Below are 14,094 nucleotides of genomic sequence, written 5' to 3'. Positions count from 1 at the left end.
CGGGTTGCCGGCAGGCCTTGTTCGGAAACACCCAAGCCGGAACAGAACCGGCAAGGTGGCCAGAGCACCACCTCACCTGCCCGCTCGCTTCATTTGAGTTCAGGACTTAAGCGTCGACAGGATCGATTACCAGCAACAACCGGGTTACATCGTTGTCACGCACAGCCGGCGAGCGGTGCAAGAGTGCCGTTCTTTCCTTCGAAGGCCAATTTGCTCCCCGAAACAGTGCTGCAGACCCGGTCCTGACTTTTCGAATGCGCCGACTGTCCGAGGTTTGCCCTTCGAGACAGTATTCCGTTCCAGTTCCCCGATAGGTGCACAAAAGTCTTGCCGGGACCGCATCCAGATGAAACTTCGGGCACATGGTCTCTGCAGCAAGATCGAGGCGAATGCGCAAACTGCTGCTGGCGAGAACATTTCCGACCATCAGCGCGAGAGCGGCAATGTCTTCAATCAGCATGTTCCGCTCCTCACAGTCAGGCATCTTCGCCTGCTCGCAAGCGCCAGTTACCAGCGTTTGGACATGCTCGGGCGGCGTGACAACTCTCATCGTCGGGAGTTCTCTTGCCGGAAGACTATCCAGCCACGTTTGAAAGGAAGACTTGGGCCTTCGCTGCCAGATGGCGGCAGCCACTCCCTGCAGGCCGATGTCTTCAAGGATATCCGGTTCCGCCGCCAGCAAAACGTCCTGCGCCTTGTAATCAGCCTGCCGCGAAGTCGTCTGCTCCAGGATCATGCTGCCTGCTCCGCCCTGCGCCAGGCCGGAAAGGGATCCGGCATGTCCTGGAACGCCTTCAGGTCGTTGCCTGCCGATTCTTCAACAAGGCATGCATCGAGACGGGCTCTGAGCTGCGGCCAGTCAATTCCCGAACCGATGAAGACAATTTCCTGACGGCGGTCTCCAAATGGCTCCAGCCAATGGGAATTTGCATAGGCTTGAGTGCGGGGATCTTCCGGCCATCGTTTCCTGGGAACGGAAGCCCACCAGATCCCGATCGGTGCGACGCTGGATAGTGCGCCAGCCAAGGAAAATTCCGCCACCCATTCTGGCCGTGTGGCAACCCAGAAATGCCCCTTTGCCCGGATCACTCCCGGCAAGGCGCCGTTGAGAACCGAATGGATTTTCTGTGGCACGAACGGTCGGCGAGCCCGATAGACGAAGGAAGCAACCCCATACTCATCTGTCTCGGGAACATGATCGGCAAAGCCATAGAGTTCTTTCGCCCAGAGCGGGTGTTCATGGGCCTTCTGAAAATCGAAAAGACCGGTGTTCAACACCTCGGAGGCAGGAATTTCCGAAAAATCCGTCTCAAGGATCTTCGCATCGGCATTGAGACTGCGAATGATCTTTCGTGCTGCATCCACCTGACCATCCTGCGCGACGCTGACCTTGTTCAGCACGATCACATCGGCAAACTCTATCTGGTCGGTCAGCAAATGCACCAGCGTGCGTTCGTCATCCTCACCGAGCGTCTCCCCGCGGTCCTGCAGAAAGTCATGGCTGGAATAGTCCTTCAGGAGATTGACCGCATCCACGACAGTCACCATCGTGTCGAGCCGTGCAACGTCCGACAGACTTTCTCCCGCCTCATCCCGGAATTCGAACGTTGCTGCTACGGGCAGAGGTTCGGCGATACCCGTTGATTCAATCAGGAGATAGTCAAACCGCTTTTCCTGCGAGAGACGCCGGACTTCCTGCAGGAGGTCATCGCGCAAGGTGCAGCAAATGCAGCCGTTGGACATTTCCACGAGAGTCTCGTCAGTCTGACTGAGTTCTCCTCCACCGGCTCGTACCAGGTCGGCATCAATGTTGACTTCAGACATGTCGTTGACGATGACGGCCACCTTCAAACCATCTCGATTATTCAGAATACGGTTCAGCAAGGTGGTTTTTCCCGCACCGAGAAATCCGGACAGGACAGTGACTGGAAGACGCGTATCGGACACATCGGGCTCCTGAAAATATGTAATGTTATTACGTTACATATATATCTTCAGAATTGGCCCTTGCAAGATTTTTTTGGTTCCGTCGTCCCTTTCGAAATCCAACAAAACTTTCCGGCGCCTCGGACGGCCAACACATCAGCTGCGACCATATGGTGTATCGCACCGAGCCAACCCAGGTGTTTCACTGTTCCCGGGAAGACGTTTTTCCAATGATCCATGCAAATGAAGTCATGAGAAACAATGAACTTTATTCCACGCTGACCGGCGCGTCCGGACCTGCTGCGTTGCTGGAAAACCTGATCGTCTTTGACGCGAACTGTATCCTTTGTTCGGGATTTGCACGTTTCATGGCAAGGCACGACAGGCACGCGTATTTCAGGTTCGTCAACGCCCATTCAGAGACGGGACAAAGGCTCTACCGCCAGTTTAGTCTCGATCCGGATCTCATGGACACGAACATCGTCATTCTTGAAGGCAAGGCCTTCACCAGAATGGCCTCCTTCACAGTAGCCATGAGAAGCCTCGGTTGGCCCTGGCGGGTTCTCTGCCTCCTCGATTTACTACCCCAGAAACCTGCAGACTGGCTCTACGGTCAAATAGCCCGAAACCGATACAGGTTTGGCAGACGCAATTGCCCCCTTCCTTCACAAGACCTGAGGGGCCGCGTTGTCGATTGATCACACCAGCCCAAGTCCGGTCGTCATCTTGGGCGGCTACGGTGTTTTTGGCGGGAAACTGTCACAGGCCTTGCTGCGCGATCCGAATTTCCACGTTCTGATAGCAGGGCGTGACACGGAAAAGGCACAAGCCTTTTGCAGGCAACATGGTGGCAGCCCGGTCTGCCTGGACAGGAATGCTCGGAATTTCGCGACAGAACTTGCCAAGCTGATCCCGGCAATCATCGTGGATGCAGCCGGTCCGTTTCAGGACTATGGCGCTGGCAAATATTGTGTTGCCGAGACCGCAATTGACTTGAAATCGCATTACCTGGACCTGTCCGATGATGCGGAGCTTACCAAAGGCATCGTCTGCCTCAACGAACGCGCCCAACAGGCGGGTGTTGTGCTTTTATCAGGTGTTTCAAGTGTACCGGCCCTGTCGTCTGCGGCGGTTGCAACCCTCAAGGACGATTTCGACCAGATAGACCTGATCGAAAGCACCATCTTGCCGGGCAACCGGGCTCCCCGAGGCCTTTCGGTCATTCGGGCGATCCTGATGCAGGCTGGAAAAAGGATACCGATTACCCGCGATGGCAACCCGGATCATGTGATCGGTTGGTCCGGGTTGCGGCGTGACGCGATCGGCGGGAAAAATCCAGGCAACTTACCCCGGCGCTGGTCCAGCTTCATCGGCGCGCCCGATCTTACCTTGTTCCCGAAACACTACGGCGCCCGAACTGTACTGTTTCGCGCCGGACTGGAACTATCGATCCTGCATCTGGGACTGTGGCTCCTTGCCTGGCCGGTCAGGCTTCGCATGGTCCGGTCGCTGGAACCGGCGTCCCGACTGTTACGGACAATCGCCGGCTGGCTGGAGCCGTTCGGCACGGATCGTGGAGGCATGGAAGTCAGAGTGGCCGGATTGGACAAATCCTCTCGGCCGGTCAGCCGGAGCTGGGCGCTCATTGCCGAAGCTGGAGACGGCCCGCATATTCCCGCCGTTGCCGCAACAATCTTATGTAAGCGACTTCTCACCCAATCGGTTCAACCGGGCGCCCGGGCCTGCCTGGGTGAATTCAGCCTTAACGAGATCGAAGACGCGACACGGCATCTGTCGGTCACAACCGATCGACAAGAAGAGCTGTCCCCTACTCTTTTCCAGCAGGCGCTCGGTCTGGATTTCAGGGCATTGCCCGCCGCCATTCAGTCCCTCCATACTGTGTTTGACCGGCGCACCTGGACCGGTCGCGCGAAGGTTACCAGAGGACGTTCAAGTTTAAGCCTTCTGCTGTGTCGCACCTTCGGCTTTCCGGCAGAAAGTGACGAAACGCCGCTAACCGTGACGATCGAGCGCCGTGGAAACAAGGAAATCTGGCGAAGGTGCTTCGGCGCGAAAGCGTTCCAATCGGTCATGTCCCTGCGGGATAACGACGGAGTAGGCCATATCCGGGAACGGTTTGGCTTTATGAGTTTTGACATCAATCTTCTGGTTGATGACGAAGGGCTCCACTTTCCGGTCAGCCGAGGCACTCTTTTTGGTACCCCCTTGCCCAAATGGCTCTTGCCGGTGAGCGAAGCCACTGAAACGTCGGCGAACGGCATTTTCAACTTCGATGTAAAAATTTCCCTTCCTGGTATTGGCATGCTTGTCCACTATCAAGGATGGCTGCAGGCCGCCCGCGCTGACACTGATTGCGTTCAAAAAGCAGATCTCAAAGCCACGACGTCCGCGCGATAACAGTCCTCACGAAATCGGTCCGCCCGGAACATTCGGTCAACGTGAAGATGACGGCTGAGCATCTGCTGCAAATCTGCACGCGACGTGCTCAGAAGCTTTGAAATTCGAGCCTAAGCAAATCTTCCACCATTCAAGGCGCGATGAGACGTTTCGCCAGACCTGATGTCTCGTGAAAGGATTGAGAAACCTGATGGAAAACAGAACGACACCAATCATTTGGTTGCGGCACGACAAACTCAGGATACTGGTAGCGCTCCAATCCGCGCTGGCGGGATCTCTGGTAAGCTCCGTACTGATCTTCGCATTGAACAACTACGTAACCTCTCCGGATCATAAGGACCTCATCTTGATCGGACTGGCGTCCGGCGCCATCGGAGGATTGATCTTCTCCGGCTGGTACGGACGGCCCGGACGAAGAGGACTGTTCTTCGCCGGTCTGGCCTCCATCTTGTGCCCGATGCTGGGCGGCGCTGTCGTAGGGACATTCATCGCACCGGGAATAGGCACCCTGCTTGGAGCCTTCATGCCCTTGCTGCTTTTTGTAACGCCGATTGCCTTGCTTGCCTGGTGCATCTGTCTTTGCGCCATTCATCTTGCCACACTTCAAATGCGCTCAAAGTTCAAAGTCCGGTCGCCAAAACATTGTCCCTAGTGACAATTTCTTGTTTGACTTCAAGGGTTTTTGCAACAATCTTTCAACGGCTATCAAACTTCTTGAATCAAACTGTCAACCGCCTCAACCGGAATGCAAACCATGCCTGCCGTCTCGCGCCTGTCCGTCAACGTCAACGCTATCGCCATGTTGCGCAATCGCCGTGACCTGCCCTGGCCTAGCGTCACCGGCCTGGCCGCAATTGCCATGGAGACCGGCGCCAAGGGGATCACCGTTCACCCCCGTCCGGACGAGCGCCATATTCGCAAGACGGATGTCTTTGAGCTTGCGGAACTGATCGAGGATCGTTTTCCCAACAAGGAGCTTTGCCTTGAAGGATACCCCTCTCCGGATTTTCTGAAACTCGTCGAGGAGGCCAGGCCGGAACAAGTGCTGTTTGTTCCCGACGACCCGGACCAGACAACCTCCGATCACGGCTGGGACTTTTCCAAGGACACCGGCGCGCTGGAAACAGCCATCGCAGCTGCCAAGGAATGGGCCATTACAGTATCCCTTTTCTGCGATCCCGACCCTGCCGATCCGGAACACGCAGCTCGATTGGGCGCGGAGCGGATCGAAATCTACACCGGCCCTTACGGAGCCTGTTACGACAATCCGGAAAGAGCGGTGAAGGAACTGGATCTGATCGCCGAGACTGCCGAAAATGCGCAGAAGAACGGTCTGGGGGTCAATGCCGGCCACGACCTTACGGTCGAGAATATTCCAGCACTGATCGCCAAGGCCCCCTTCATTCGCGAGATGTCCATCGGACATGGTTTCACGGCCGATGCGCTGATTTACGGCTTCAAGGAAAGCGTCATCCGGTTTCGCAGTGCAATGGGTGAGCTCTGAATGCAGACCACGCTACAAAAGCAGGTCAATTTCCTCCTGGAAACGGACAAACTCAAGGAGGTTTTCCGCCTGAACCTGCTCTCCGGCGGCGCACGCACGGAAAGCACGGCGGAGCACTGCTGGCACGTCATTCTGCAGACCCTGACACTTGCGCACCATGCTCACGAAGGAACCGACATCAATCACGTCGTGCGGCTACTGGTCGTGCATGACCTCGTTGAAATCGACGCGGGAGATCATTGGGTGACTGCGGAAAATGCGGCAGAGATATCCAGCAAGGAGCACGCCGCAGCCAAACGCTTGTTCGCACTCCTACCGGATGACCAGGCGACGGAATTCAAGAACCTTTGGCTGGAATTCGAAGCAAACGAAACTCCTGAAGCTCAGTTTGCCAATGCCATGGATGCGCTGCATCCGATGTTGCTGGTCTTTGCTTCAGGAATGGAAACCCCAACACACGAACCGTTATCTGCTGCAGACATGCGTCTTGCAAAGGAAGCGCGCCTTTCTCCTTTTCCCGGACTTTGGTCCTACGCTCAGGATCTGCTTGAGCAGGCTGTTGCCGAGCACAAACTGTTGCCCTGATTCACTCCCGGACCCGCCGAACCCCGGCTGACAGGAATATTTGAAAATGTCATTCGATCTCTGGCTCGTCTTCGTGGCCGTTTCCCTTTTGCCTGCCATCAGCCCCGGTCCGGGTGTCATGCTGGCGATTTCCAACACGCTGCGTTTCGGCCGCAATGCCACCCTCGCCTCGGCGACCGGCAACGCAGCCGGTCTCGTCGTCATTGGCTACGCCGTGGCCTTTGGCTTCGGCGCCTTGATGGCCACCTCCGCGCTTGCATTCACAGTGCTGAAGTTCATAGGTGCCGCCTACCTGATTTACCTTGGCTTGAAGGTCTGGCGTGACAAGTCGAGTTTTCAGGTCGCGTCTTCCATCCCCGCCAACCGCAAGAGCAGCCGGAAACTGTTTCTGGAGGCCTTTCTCGTCTCAGTCACCAATCCGAAGGCGATCCTGGTCATCACGGCCCTGTTCCCCCAGTTCATGCGCGCCGACGGTGTCGACATGCTCGAGATTTCGATCCTCTCCATCACCTATGCTGCGCTTTGTTTCGCAAATCACGCCCTGATCGCGTTTGCCGGTAACCACCTGCGCAAGCTCCTGACATCGGCAAGACGGATGCGTTGGGTCCGGCGTGTCACCGGCGGTCTGTTTGTCGGCTTCGGCACGGCCCTGGCGACCGCGACCCGATAGAGACTACGGAAACCAGCTCGCGGCTAAAATTGAAGTGGCGCATTGTCCGTCACCTCTTTCATCACAAAGAAGGTTCTTGTCTGGCGCACGCCCGGAAGCGCAATCAGCTCCTTCCCATGAAGCCTGTTGAAGTCCGCCATGTCTCTCGTGCGGATTTTCAGGAAGTAATCGAAGTCTCCCGCAACCAGATGGCAGTCCAGAATGTAGTCTGCCTTGCGCACCACGTCTTCGAACTCGGCAAAGCTTTCCGGCGTAGATCGGTCCAGCACCACTCCGACGATCACTAGCGCTGACCGGTCGACGCGTTCAGGATCGATCTGGGCTCGCACGCCGGAGATATACCCTTCCTCAAACAATCGTTGCGTCCGCCTGTGGCAGGTTGCCGGACTGACATTTACCTTGCCCGCCAGCTCGGCATTGCTGAGCCGCCCGTCCGCCTGCAAGAGTTTGAGAATTCTGCGATCAACCTTGTCCAGCGCTTCCGTCATGAAAGATTCTTCCGCAACTCCCATCCATCTCGATCACTTTGCCAAAATTATTGTTGCGATTAAAGAAAATACGATCAAGAATACCCAAAAATTAGAGAGCACCTTTCGATGGATTCCTGAGACGCTTCCAGGGTCCTTCGAACAAAGGTGATCTTCATGAACCTTCAGAAATTTGAACGCTATCCCCTCACTTTCGGGCCGACACCGATTGAACACCTGCCACGTCTTTCCGACGCACTCGGCGGAAAGGTGGAAGTCTATGCAAAACGGGAGGATTGCAATTCGGGCCTTGCCCTTGGTGGAAACAAGCTTCGCAAACTGGAGTACATTGTCCCGGACGCAATCGCCTCGGGAGCCGACACGCTGGTTTCCATCGGTGGCGTGCAATCCAACCACACGCGCATGGTTGCGGCGACCGCCGCCAAGATCGGCATGAAATGCGTTGTGGTGCAGGAAAAATGGGTCCCGCACTACGATGCGGTTTACGACCGCGTCGGCAACATCCTGCTGACACGCCTGATGGGTGCGGACTCCCGTCTTGTCGAAGACGGATTTGATATCGGTATTCGACAAAGCTGGGAAGAAGCCATGCAATCCGTTCGCGACAATGGCGGTGTGCCTTATGGCATTCCGGCGGGTGCATCCGTCCACAAATACGGAGGACTTGGATACGCCCGGTTTGCTGAGGAAGTTCGGTCTCAGGAAGAAGAGCTTGGCTTCAGTTTCGACTATATCATCGTGTGCGTAGTGACCGGTTCGACCCAGGCCGGAATGATTGTCGGATTTGCGGAACAGAACCGGGCGGACCGGGTTATCGGCATTGATGCCTCCGGAACACTTGATCAGACCCGCAGACAGGTCCGCCAGATCGTCGATACGACTGCCGAGCTGGTGGAGCTGGGCAGGATTGTCCGCGACGATGAGATTGTCATCAATCCGGATTATGCCTATCCGGCCTACGGTGTTCCCTCGGAAGAAACCAATGCTGCCATACGGCTGGCAGCTCAAACGGAGGCAATGATCACGGATCCGGTCTATGAAGGTAAATCCATGCAAGGCATGATCGACCTCATAAGGAAAGGCCGCATCCCGGAAGGCTCCAGGGTCCTTTATGCCCATTTGGGAGGGGCCCCGGCAGTCAACGGTTACAGCTATTACTACAAGGACGGCTAGGCAGCCGACGATAATCACAGGATGCAGCGCGCGAGCTGCTTCAGGATTTACAAGGCGGGGGTCAAATACCCCCACCGTTCATTTTGCGGTCTGCTTTCGGTTAAACTTTTAGAAATCTTGTTAAGCCCAAATTACAACCACTGATTTAAAAGAGCCATGAATTGGAGACGCTCATGGCTGCATTGTTCAATCCTGTTTACCGTCGAATAAACCGCCTCCAGTGGTGGCTGTATCAGCTCGTCATTTTATTTGGCGCAATCGCAACATTGATATTAACCGCGCTTTTGTTCGGTGATCCTGACGCTCCCAAAGGCAGTCGCAATGGTCTCGAAATCCTTGGCATTGCCACGGCGTGTCTCTTTTTCATTTACGCCAATTTCTGCACCTGCCTGAACCGACTTCGCGACAGCGGACGAAGCTGGATCTGGTATCTGACTTTCTTACTGCCAACCGTTGGCACCGGTCTGATGATTTATTTCTGCGGCATTGAACGCAGTGACTTCACAGCCAATCGCAACGTCCCACCAAATATGCAGAAGAAACAACTTTCACCGCGAACCAACCTCACACCGATACATCCCCGCGGTGGCGAGCCGCAATTCGGCAGACGAAACACGGCTGTGTAACGGTTTGCTGCCTCAGGCCGCCTCTGCCCGCTTCATTTTCTGATGTTCGTCCTCAACGAGGCCGATTTTCCAGTAACCTGAAATGTAGGTGTCTTTCTTCGGCAGGTTCCGTTCGTTGTGAAGATAACCGCGCAATGCCTTGATCACCGAGCTTTCCCCTGCGATGCAGGTTTGGACGACACCGGTCGGCCAACTCATGGACGTGACAAAATCGAGTTGAGCAACAGATGGCTGGTAGACGTTTTCATGAACAAGCCAGCGCAGCTCGATCCCTGCAGGCGCATTGATCTCCCGAATATCTTCTTGTGACGGCACCTCAAAAACAGCCACCCCTTTTGCCTCAGCAGGCATGGCTTCGAGCGTCGCCTCGGCCACCGGCATCGCGGAAAGGTCGGCTGCGACCAGATACCATTCTGCATAGAACTCGGTCACCTTCGGCTGGCTCGGTCCGAACAACCCCAGGAAGCTGCCCTCCTTTGCCCGCTGCGCCCAGCGTGTTGCCGGGCCTTCGTCGCCATGGGCAACGAAGTCGATATCAAGTTCAAGACTATCCGGGCGATAGGAACGAATGGTGTAGGTGCGAACCGGATGGATCTTTTCTTCAGGCGCATCGGGCGCAAAATAGGCCTCGAACGCTTCCCGGCTCTCGCCGTCCCGGGGTAGAACCAGTTTGCAGTTCGCCCCTTCGTGGCCAAGCGGAAATCCTTCCAGCTCCGGACCGGCAAATGTGACGCGTATCATGTGAGGACTGAGATACCTGGTCCGGCGGACGGTCAGAAATCTTGGACGGCGTTTGAGTTTGCTGGCCACGAGGCACCTCACAAAAGTTGAGACATTTTCTCAAGATTTAACAGTGAAGACGCCGTTTTTGAAGACCCGGACTGACCATTTTTCGGAAACAGTCTGTCTCCGGGCACTTGCCCGGCCGTCGAGACCTAAAAAAAAGCCCGCCGAGTGGCGGGCTATGTCAGTTGGGAGGAGAAGTCAGCTCATCAGTTACGGATGATCGGCTCTTTCAGATCTTCAGGCCGCTTGTCCTTGATGATTTCCCAGTTCAGCGTAGCGTTGTTGATGTGGCCGGGAACGTCCTGCTCGAAGCGTTCCTGAACCTTCAGCGAATTGTTGAGGTAGAGTTTGCCGTCAACGATCGACCAGGCCTCCGGGACAACCGGGACCTTGAAGCCCATGGCTGCGCCAAATGCGCAGAAACCGCCATATTGCGGGGCATACTTGGCCGGATCAGCGACGAACTTGTCCCTGTTTTCCGCGGAAGAGAACTGCCAGGTCACATCATCGTATTGAGCGGTGTAATCCGCGCTTCCTTCCACCGGCTTTCCTTGGGTGAAATAAGCAACCGGATCCGTGCCTCCAATCGCCACGCCGGATTTGGTGAACGTGGTGATTTCATCTGCAGAAGCAGTAAAGGCGGCGGCTGAAAAAAGGGCCGTCAGACCCAGAAGAACGGACTTGGACGTATAAAGCGGCATGGACGACTCCATAGAGGATGTGAGAAGGCGTTTTCCTGAGCGGTGCGCGAATGCACCGCACTGGTTGGAAAATGTCTCCTGACGCAGCGGATATCCAATCACCCTTGATCACAGAGCCGACAGCAGGTCGCTAGAAAATTGTGAAGAGCTGGTTTTCACAGTCCTGGCAGACCGGAACCGGCACCTGAATCGGGTGTCGGGTCGCGCGGTGCGACCAGTCCAAGCACCAGATAGATTGCTGCCTCGATCTCCGGTTCGGTGACATCCTCCTTTCGGAAAAGCACCCGGTAATAGACAAGACCAAGCAACAGATCGATGCGGGTTTCCATATCGGCCTCGAACGGCGTTGCAATGAAAATCTGGCGCAGGACCAGCCGCTGGTTTTCCTCAATATCCTCAAGAATCCGGTGAAACGGTGAAATATCAGGACATGCGATCAAGGTCTGGAGCGCGCGGCCAAGGTCAGTGTTCTGGAAGGCTTCAACCATACCGGTCAGGCATCGCCTGAGATCCGAAGCAACGTTTCCGCGTTGCGGCGCGACGGGTTCCATTGCAGCGGTCGCATTCTCAACAGCCGCGGCAATCATGTCCGTCTTGTCTTTAAAGCGCCGGTAGACCGCCTGCTTGCTGGTTCTGGCACGGGTGGCAACAGCCGATACAGTCGTTTTTTCGAGGCCATGGAGGGAAAGTTCGGTGAGCGTCGCCGCGTAAAGGGCCTCTGTCACCCTGTCATCCCTGGGACGGCCTGCATTCGACTTTGCCGTGCTCATCGTATCGAAAACACTTACTTGAATTACGGTACCACTCGGTTCCGTAATAGTAAATTTGAGACCTGAAATCAAACCACCTTTCTTGTTTTTCCGGCCGCGAGGGAGCACACAGACGTCGACCTGCCTTCAGGCTGCGGCCTGACGCCGGCAGACCGAATTGACGAGGAAAAACATGTCTGTTGATACCGAAACGGTAAAACGCGTTGCCCGGCTTGCCCGCATCAAGGTGAGCGAAGACGATGCCACCCGGATGACCGGAGAGCTCAATGCCATTCTCGGCTTTGTCGAGCAACTGGACGAAGTCAACATTGAAGGTGTCGAGCCGCTGACATCCGTCGTTGAACAGACGATGAAAAAGCGCGCCGACGGCATCACTGACGGCAACAAGGCGGATGACATCACGCTCAACGCCCCGGCCTCTGAAGACAACTTCTTCATGGTTCCGAAAGTGGTCGAATAACAGGGATTTCCATCGGGATGACCGCCGCTTCCACCTCCATTGCGATTGAGAGTCCGCTGAGCGACGACATGCGCGCGATGATCGGTGAATTGAACGCCATCCTGCGTTCGCTGACGCCGGAAGAAGCCAACTACAGCATGACCGCAGAAGAAATGGCCGGCTCTGAGACGACACTCTTCGTTGCAAGAGTTGACGGCAAAGCCGCTGCTTGCGGCGCCTTGCACCGCCACGGCGATGCCATAGGCGAGTTGAAGCGGTTCTATTCGCGTCCGTCCTATCGCAGACACGGACTGGCCCGTCAGATCCTGAGCGCGATCACCGAGCGTGCAATCGAAGAAGGCTTCACCGAGCTGGTTCTCGAAACCGGCCACAACTACAAGGCCGCCAGACGCCTCTACGAAAAGGCCGGGTTCAACGAATGCGGCCCGGTGCTCGATTATCCCGAAAGCCCCTATTCCGTTTTCTATTCCCGGTCCCTTGGGACCGCTCGAGAGACAAAGTCATGACTGACCTCACAAAACTTACCATCGCCGAAGCCCGCGAGGGCCTGAAGAACAAGGACTACACCTCGCTTGAACTGACCGAGGCGTTCCTGAAAAACATTGAAGCAGCCAACAGCTCGCTGAACGCCTATGTGGCCGTTACCGCCGATCAGGCCCGTGACATGGCCAAGGCGTCCGACGAAAAGCTCGGAACGGGCGACGCCGGTTCGCTTGAGGGTATTCCTCTCGGCATCAAGGACCTGTTCGCCACCAAGGGCGTGCACACCCAGGCCTGCAGCCACATTCTGGACGGCTTCAAACCGGCATACGAATCCACTGTCACGTCCAACCTGTGGGCGGATGGGGCCGTCATGCTCGGCAAGCTCAACATGGACGAGTTCGCGATGGGCTCTTCCAACGAAACTTCCTATTACGGCGATGTGATCAACCCGTGGCGCAAAAAGGGCTCCAACCAGGATCTGGTTCCAGGCGGCTCTTCGGGCGGTTCGGCCGCGGCAGTTGCTGCCCGCATGTGCATGGGTGCCACGGCGACGGACACCGGCGGCTCCATTCGTCAGCCAGCCGCCTTCACCGGCACCGTCGGCATCAAGCCGACCTATGGCCGCTGCTCTCGCTGGGGCGTCGTCGCCTTTGCCTCCTCGCTCGACCAGGCAGGCCCGATCGCTCACACTGTGCGCGACAGCGCCATCCTGCTGAAATCAATGGCTTCCGTTGATCCCAAGGACACAACCTCTGTCGACGTCGAAGTGCCGGATTATGAAGCCGCGATCGGAAAATCCGTCAAAGGCCTGAAGATCGGCATTCCTGCGGAATACCGCATGGATGGCATGCCCGGCGAGATCGAGGAACTGTGGCAACAGGGCATCGAGTGGCTGAAGGATGCCGGCGCGGAAATCGTCGACATTTCCATGCCGCACACCAAATACGCCCTGCCCGCGTATTATATCGTTGCTCCGGCCGAAGCCTCGTCCAACCTCGCCCGCTATGACGGTGTCCGCTACGGCCTGCGCGTTCCGGGCAAGGACATTGTCGAGATGTACGAAAACACCCGCGCCGAAGGCTTCGGCGAAGAGGTGAAGCGCCGTGTGCTGATCGGCACCTATGTGCTTTCTGCAGGTTACTATGACGCCTATTACCTCAAGGCTCAGAAGGTCCGCACCCTGATCAAGCGAGACTTCGATCTGGCCTGGGCGAACGGTGTCGATGCAATCCTGACCCCGGCAACGCCGTCGGCAGCCTTCGGCGTTGCCGATCAGGACCTGCATTCCGATCCGGTCAAGATGTACCTGAACGACATCTTCACAGTCACGGTGAACATGGCCGGTCTTCCGGGCATCTCCGTTCCAGCCGGCCTCGACAAGTCCGGACTGCCGCTTGGTTTGCAGCTGATCGGAAAACCGTTCGATGAAAGCACGCTTTTCCAGGTCGGCCAGGTAATCGAGGACGCCGCGGGTTCCTTCGAACCGGAAAACTGGTGGGGCTAA

The 14,094-nt window shown here is 56.3% G+C and carries 17 protein-coding genes; 11 read left to right on the top strand and 6 right to left on the bottom strand.

Going from position 1 to position 14,094, the window contains the following annotated elements; all coding sequences use genetic code 11:
* Positions 1-106 precede the first annotated feature (106 nt).
* Both ABLQ08_RS17730 and ABLQ08_RS17725 read right to left on the bottom strand, forming a co-directional pair.
* Positions 107-736 carry a DUF1826 domain-containing protein gene (locus tag ABLQ08_RS17730; protein ID WP_352944696.1) on the bottom strand — a complete coding sequence of 210 codons (630 nt, stop codon included), beginning with the start codon at positions 734-736 and terminating at the stop codon, positions 107-109.
* The gene (locus ABLQ08_RS17725) at positions 733-1,947 is read right to left on the bottom strand and encodes a GTP-binding protein (protein ID WP_352944695.1); all 1,215 of its coding nucleotides are present in this window, start codon (positions 1,945-1,947) and stop codon (positions 733-735) included. The genes ABLQ08_RS17730 and ABLQ08_RS17725 overlap by 4 nt, the downstream gene beginning before the upstream one ends.
* A 209-nt stretch (positions 1,948-2,156) precedes the next feature.
* Here ABLQ08_RS17725 and ABLQ08_RS17720 point away from each other — a divergent pair, with 209 nt between their 5' ends.
* The 6 genes from ABLQ08_RS17720 to ABLQ08_RS17695 all read left to right on the top strand — a co-directional run bounded on the left by ABLQ08_RS17720 (position 2,157) and on the right by ABLQ08_RS17695 (position 7,103).
* Positions 2,157-2,624: a thiol-disulfide oxidoreductase DCC family protein gene (locus ABLQ08_RS17720; protein ID WP_352944693.1), complete on the top strand. Its 468-nt coding sequence runs from the start codon at positions 2,157-2,159 to the stop codon at positions 2,622-2,624.
* Positions 2,614-4,344 (top strand): DUF4166 domain-containing protein, encoded by a 1,731-nt coding sequence (locus ABLQ08_RS17715; RefSeq protein WP_352944691.1) that lies wholly within the window; start codon positions 2,614-2,616, stop codon positions 4,342-4,344. Before ABLQ08_RS17720 ends, ABLQ08_RS17715 begins: the two co-directional genes overlap by 11 nt.
* A gap of 190 nt (positions 4,345-4,534) precedes the next feature.
* A complete protein-coding gene (locus tag ABLQ08_RS17710) occupies positions 4,535-4,996 on the top strand; it encodes a hypothetical protein (RefSeq protein ID WP_352944690.1) in 462 nt (153 codons plus the stop codon).
* A gap of 102 nt (positions 4,997-5,098) precedes the next feature.
* Complete coding sequence (locus ABLQ08_RS17705) at positions 5,099-5,848, top strand: pyridoxine 5'-phosphate synthase (protein ID WP_352944688.1); 750 nt, start codon at positions 5,099-5,101, stop codon at positions 5,846-5,848.
* Positions 5,849-6,433: an HD domain-containing protein gene (locus ABLQ08_RS17700; RefSeq protein ID WP_352944686.1), complete on the top strand. Its 585-nt coding sequence runs from the start codon at positions 5,849-5,851 to the stop codon at positions 6,431-6,433.
* A 46-nt stretch (positions 6,434-6,479) separates the two neighbouring features.
* On the top strand, positions 6,480-7,103 hold the full coding sequence (locus ABLQ08_RS17695) for a LysE family translocator (protein ID WP_352944684.1): 624 nt from the start codon (positions 6,480-6,482) through the stop codon (positions 7,101-7,103).
* Positions 7,104-7,126: 23 nt separating this feature from the next.
* Here ABLQ08_RS17695 and ABLQ08_RS17690 read toward each other — a convergent pair whose 3' ends face one another.
* Positions 7,127-7,591, bottom strand: a complete 465-nt coding sequence (locus ABLQ08_RS17690) for an Lrp/AsnC family transcriptional regulator (protein WP_352944682.1) — start codon at positions 7,589-7,591, stop codon at positions 7,127-7,129.
* Positions 7,592-7,747: 156 nt separating this feature from the next.
* Between ABLQ08_RS17690 and ABLQ08_RS17685 the strand changes: the two genes are divergently transcribed.
* Both ABLQ08_RS17685 and ABLQ08_RS17680 read left to right on the top strand, forming a co-directional pair.
* A complete protein-coding gene (locus ABLQ08_RS17685) occupies positions 7,748-8,764 on the top strand; it encodes a 1-aminocyclopropane-1-carboxylate deaminase (protein WP_352944681.1) in 1,017 nt (338 codons plus the stop codon).
* 173 nt (positions 8,765-8,937) lie between these two features.
* Positions 8,938-9,390, top strand: coding sequence for a DUF805 domain-containing protein (locus ABLQ08_RS17680; protein WP_352944679.1), 453 nt, complete (start codon positions 8,938-8,940; stop codon positions 9,388-9,390).
* Between the two features lie 12 nt (positions 9,391-9,402).
* Here the strand turns inward: ABLQ08_RS17680 and ABLQ08_RS17675 are convergent, their stop codons facing one another.
* The 3 genes from ABLQ08_RS17675 to ABLQ08_RS17665 all read right to left on the bottom strand — a co-directional run bounded on the left by ABLQ08_RS17675 (position 9,403) and on the right by ABLQ08_RS17665 (position 11,647).
* The gene (locus ABLQ08_RS17675; protein ID WP_352944677.1) at positions 9,403-10,200 is read right to left on the bottom strand and encodes a siderophore-interacting protein; all 798 of its coding nucleotides are present in this window, start codon (positions 10,198-10,200) and stop codon (positions 9,403-9,405) included.
* A gap of 182 nt (positions 10,201-10,382) precedes the next feature.
* On the bottom strand, positions 10,383-10,877 hold the full coding sequence (locus ABLQ08_RS17670) for a YHS domain-containing (seleno)protein (RefSeq protein ID WP_352944675.1): 495 nt from the start codon (positions 10,875-10,877) through the stop codon (positions 10,383-10,385).
* Between the two features lie 155 nt (positions 10,878-11,032).
* Entirely contained in the window at positions 11,033-11,647 is a 615-nt protein-coding gene (locus ABLQ08_RS17665; RefSeq protein WP_352944673.1) for a TetR/AcrR family transcriptional regulator, read from the bottom strand.
* A 172-nt stretch (positions 11,648-11,819) separates the two neighbouring features.
* Here ABLQ08_RS17665 and gatC point away from each other — a divergent pair, with 172 nt between their 5' ends.
* From gatC to gatA, 3 genes are read left to right on the top strand one after another with little or no spacing between them, the layout of a single operon-like run.
* Positions 11,820-12,107: an Asp-tRNA(Asn)/Glu-tRNA(Gln) amidotransferase subunit GatC gene (gene gatC / locus ABLQ08_RS17660; RefSeq protein ID WP_352944671.1), complete on the top strand. Its 288-nt coding sequence runs from the start codon at positions 11,820-11,822 to the stop codon at positions 12,105-12,107.
* Positions 12,108-12,124: 17 nt separating this feature from the next.
* Positions 12,125-12,613 (top strand): GNAT family N-acetyltransferase, encoded by a 489-nt coding sequence (locus ABLQ08_RS17655; protein ID WP_352944670.1) that lies wholly within the window; start codon positions 12,125-12,127, stop codon positions 12,611-12,613.
* Entirely contained in the window at positions 12,610-14,094 is a 1,485-nt protein-coding gene (gene gatA / locus ABLQ08_RS17650) for an Asp-tRNA(Asn)/Glu-tRNA(Gln) amidotransferase subunit GatA (RefSeq protein ID WP_352944668.1), read from the top strand. The genes ABLQ08_RS17655 and gatA overlap by 4 nt, the downstream gene beginning before the upstream one ends.

Origin of the sequence: Roseibium sp. SCP14 (assembly GCF_040329475.1) — a bacterium.
GTDB lineage: Bacteria > Pseudomonadota > Alphaproteobacteria > Rhizobiales > Stappiaceae > Roseibium.
The sequence above is the reverse complement of the archived record's forward strand: the minus strand, read 5'-3'. Positions and strand labels throughout refer to the sequence as shown.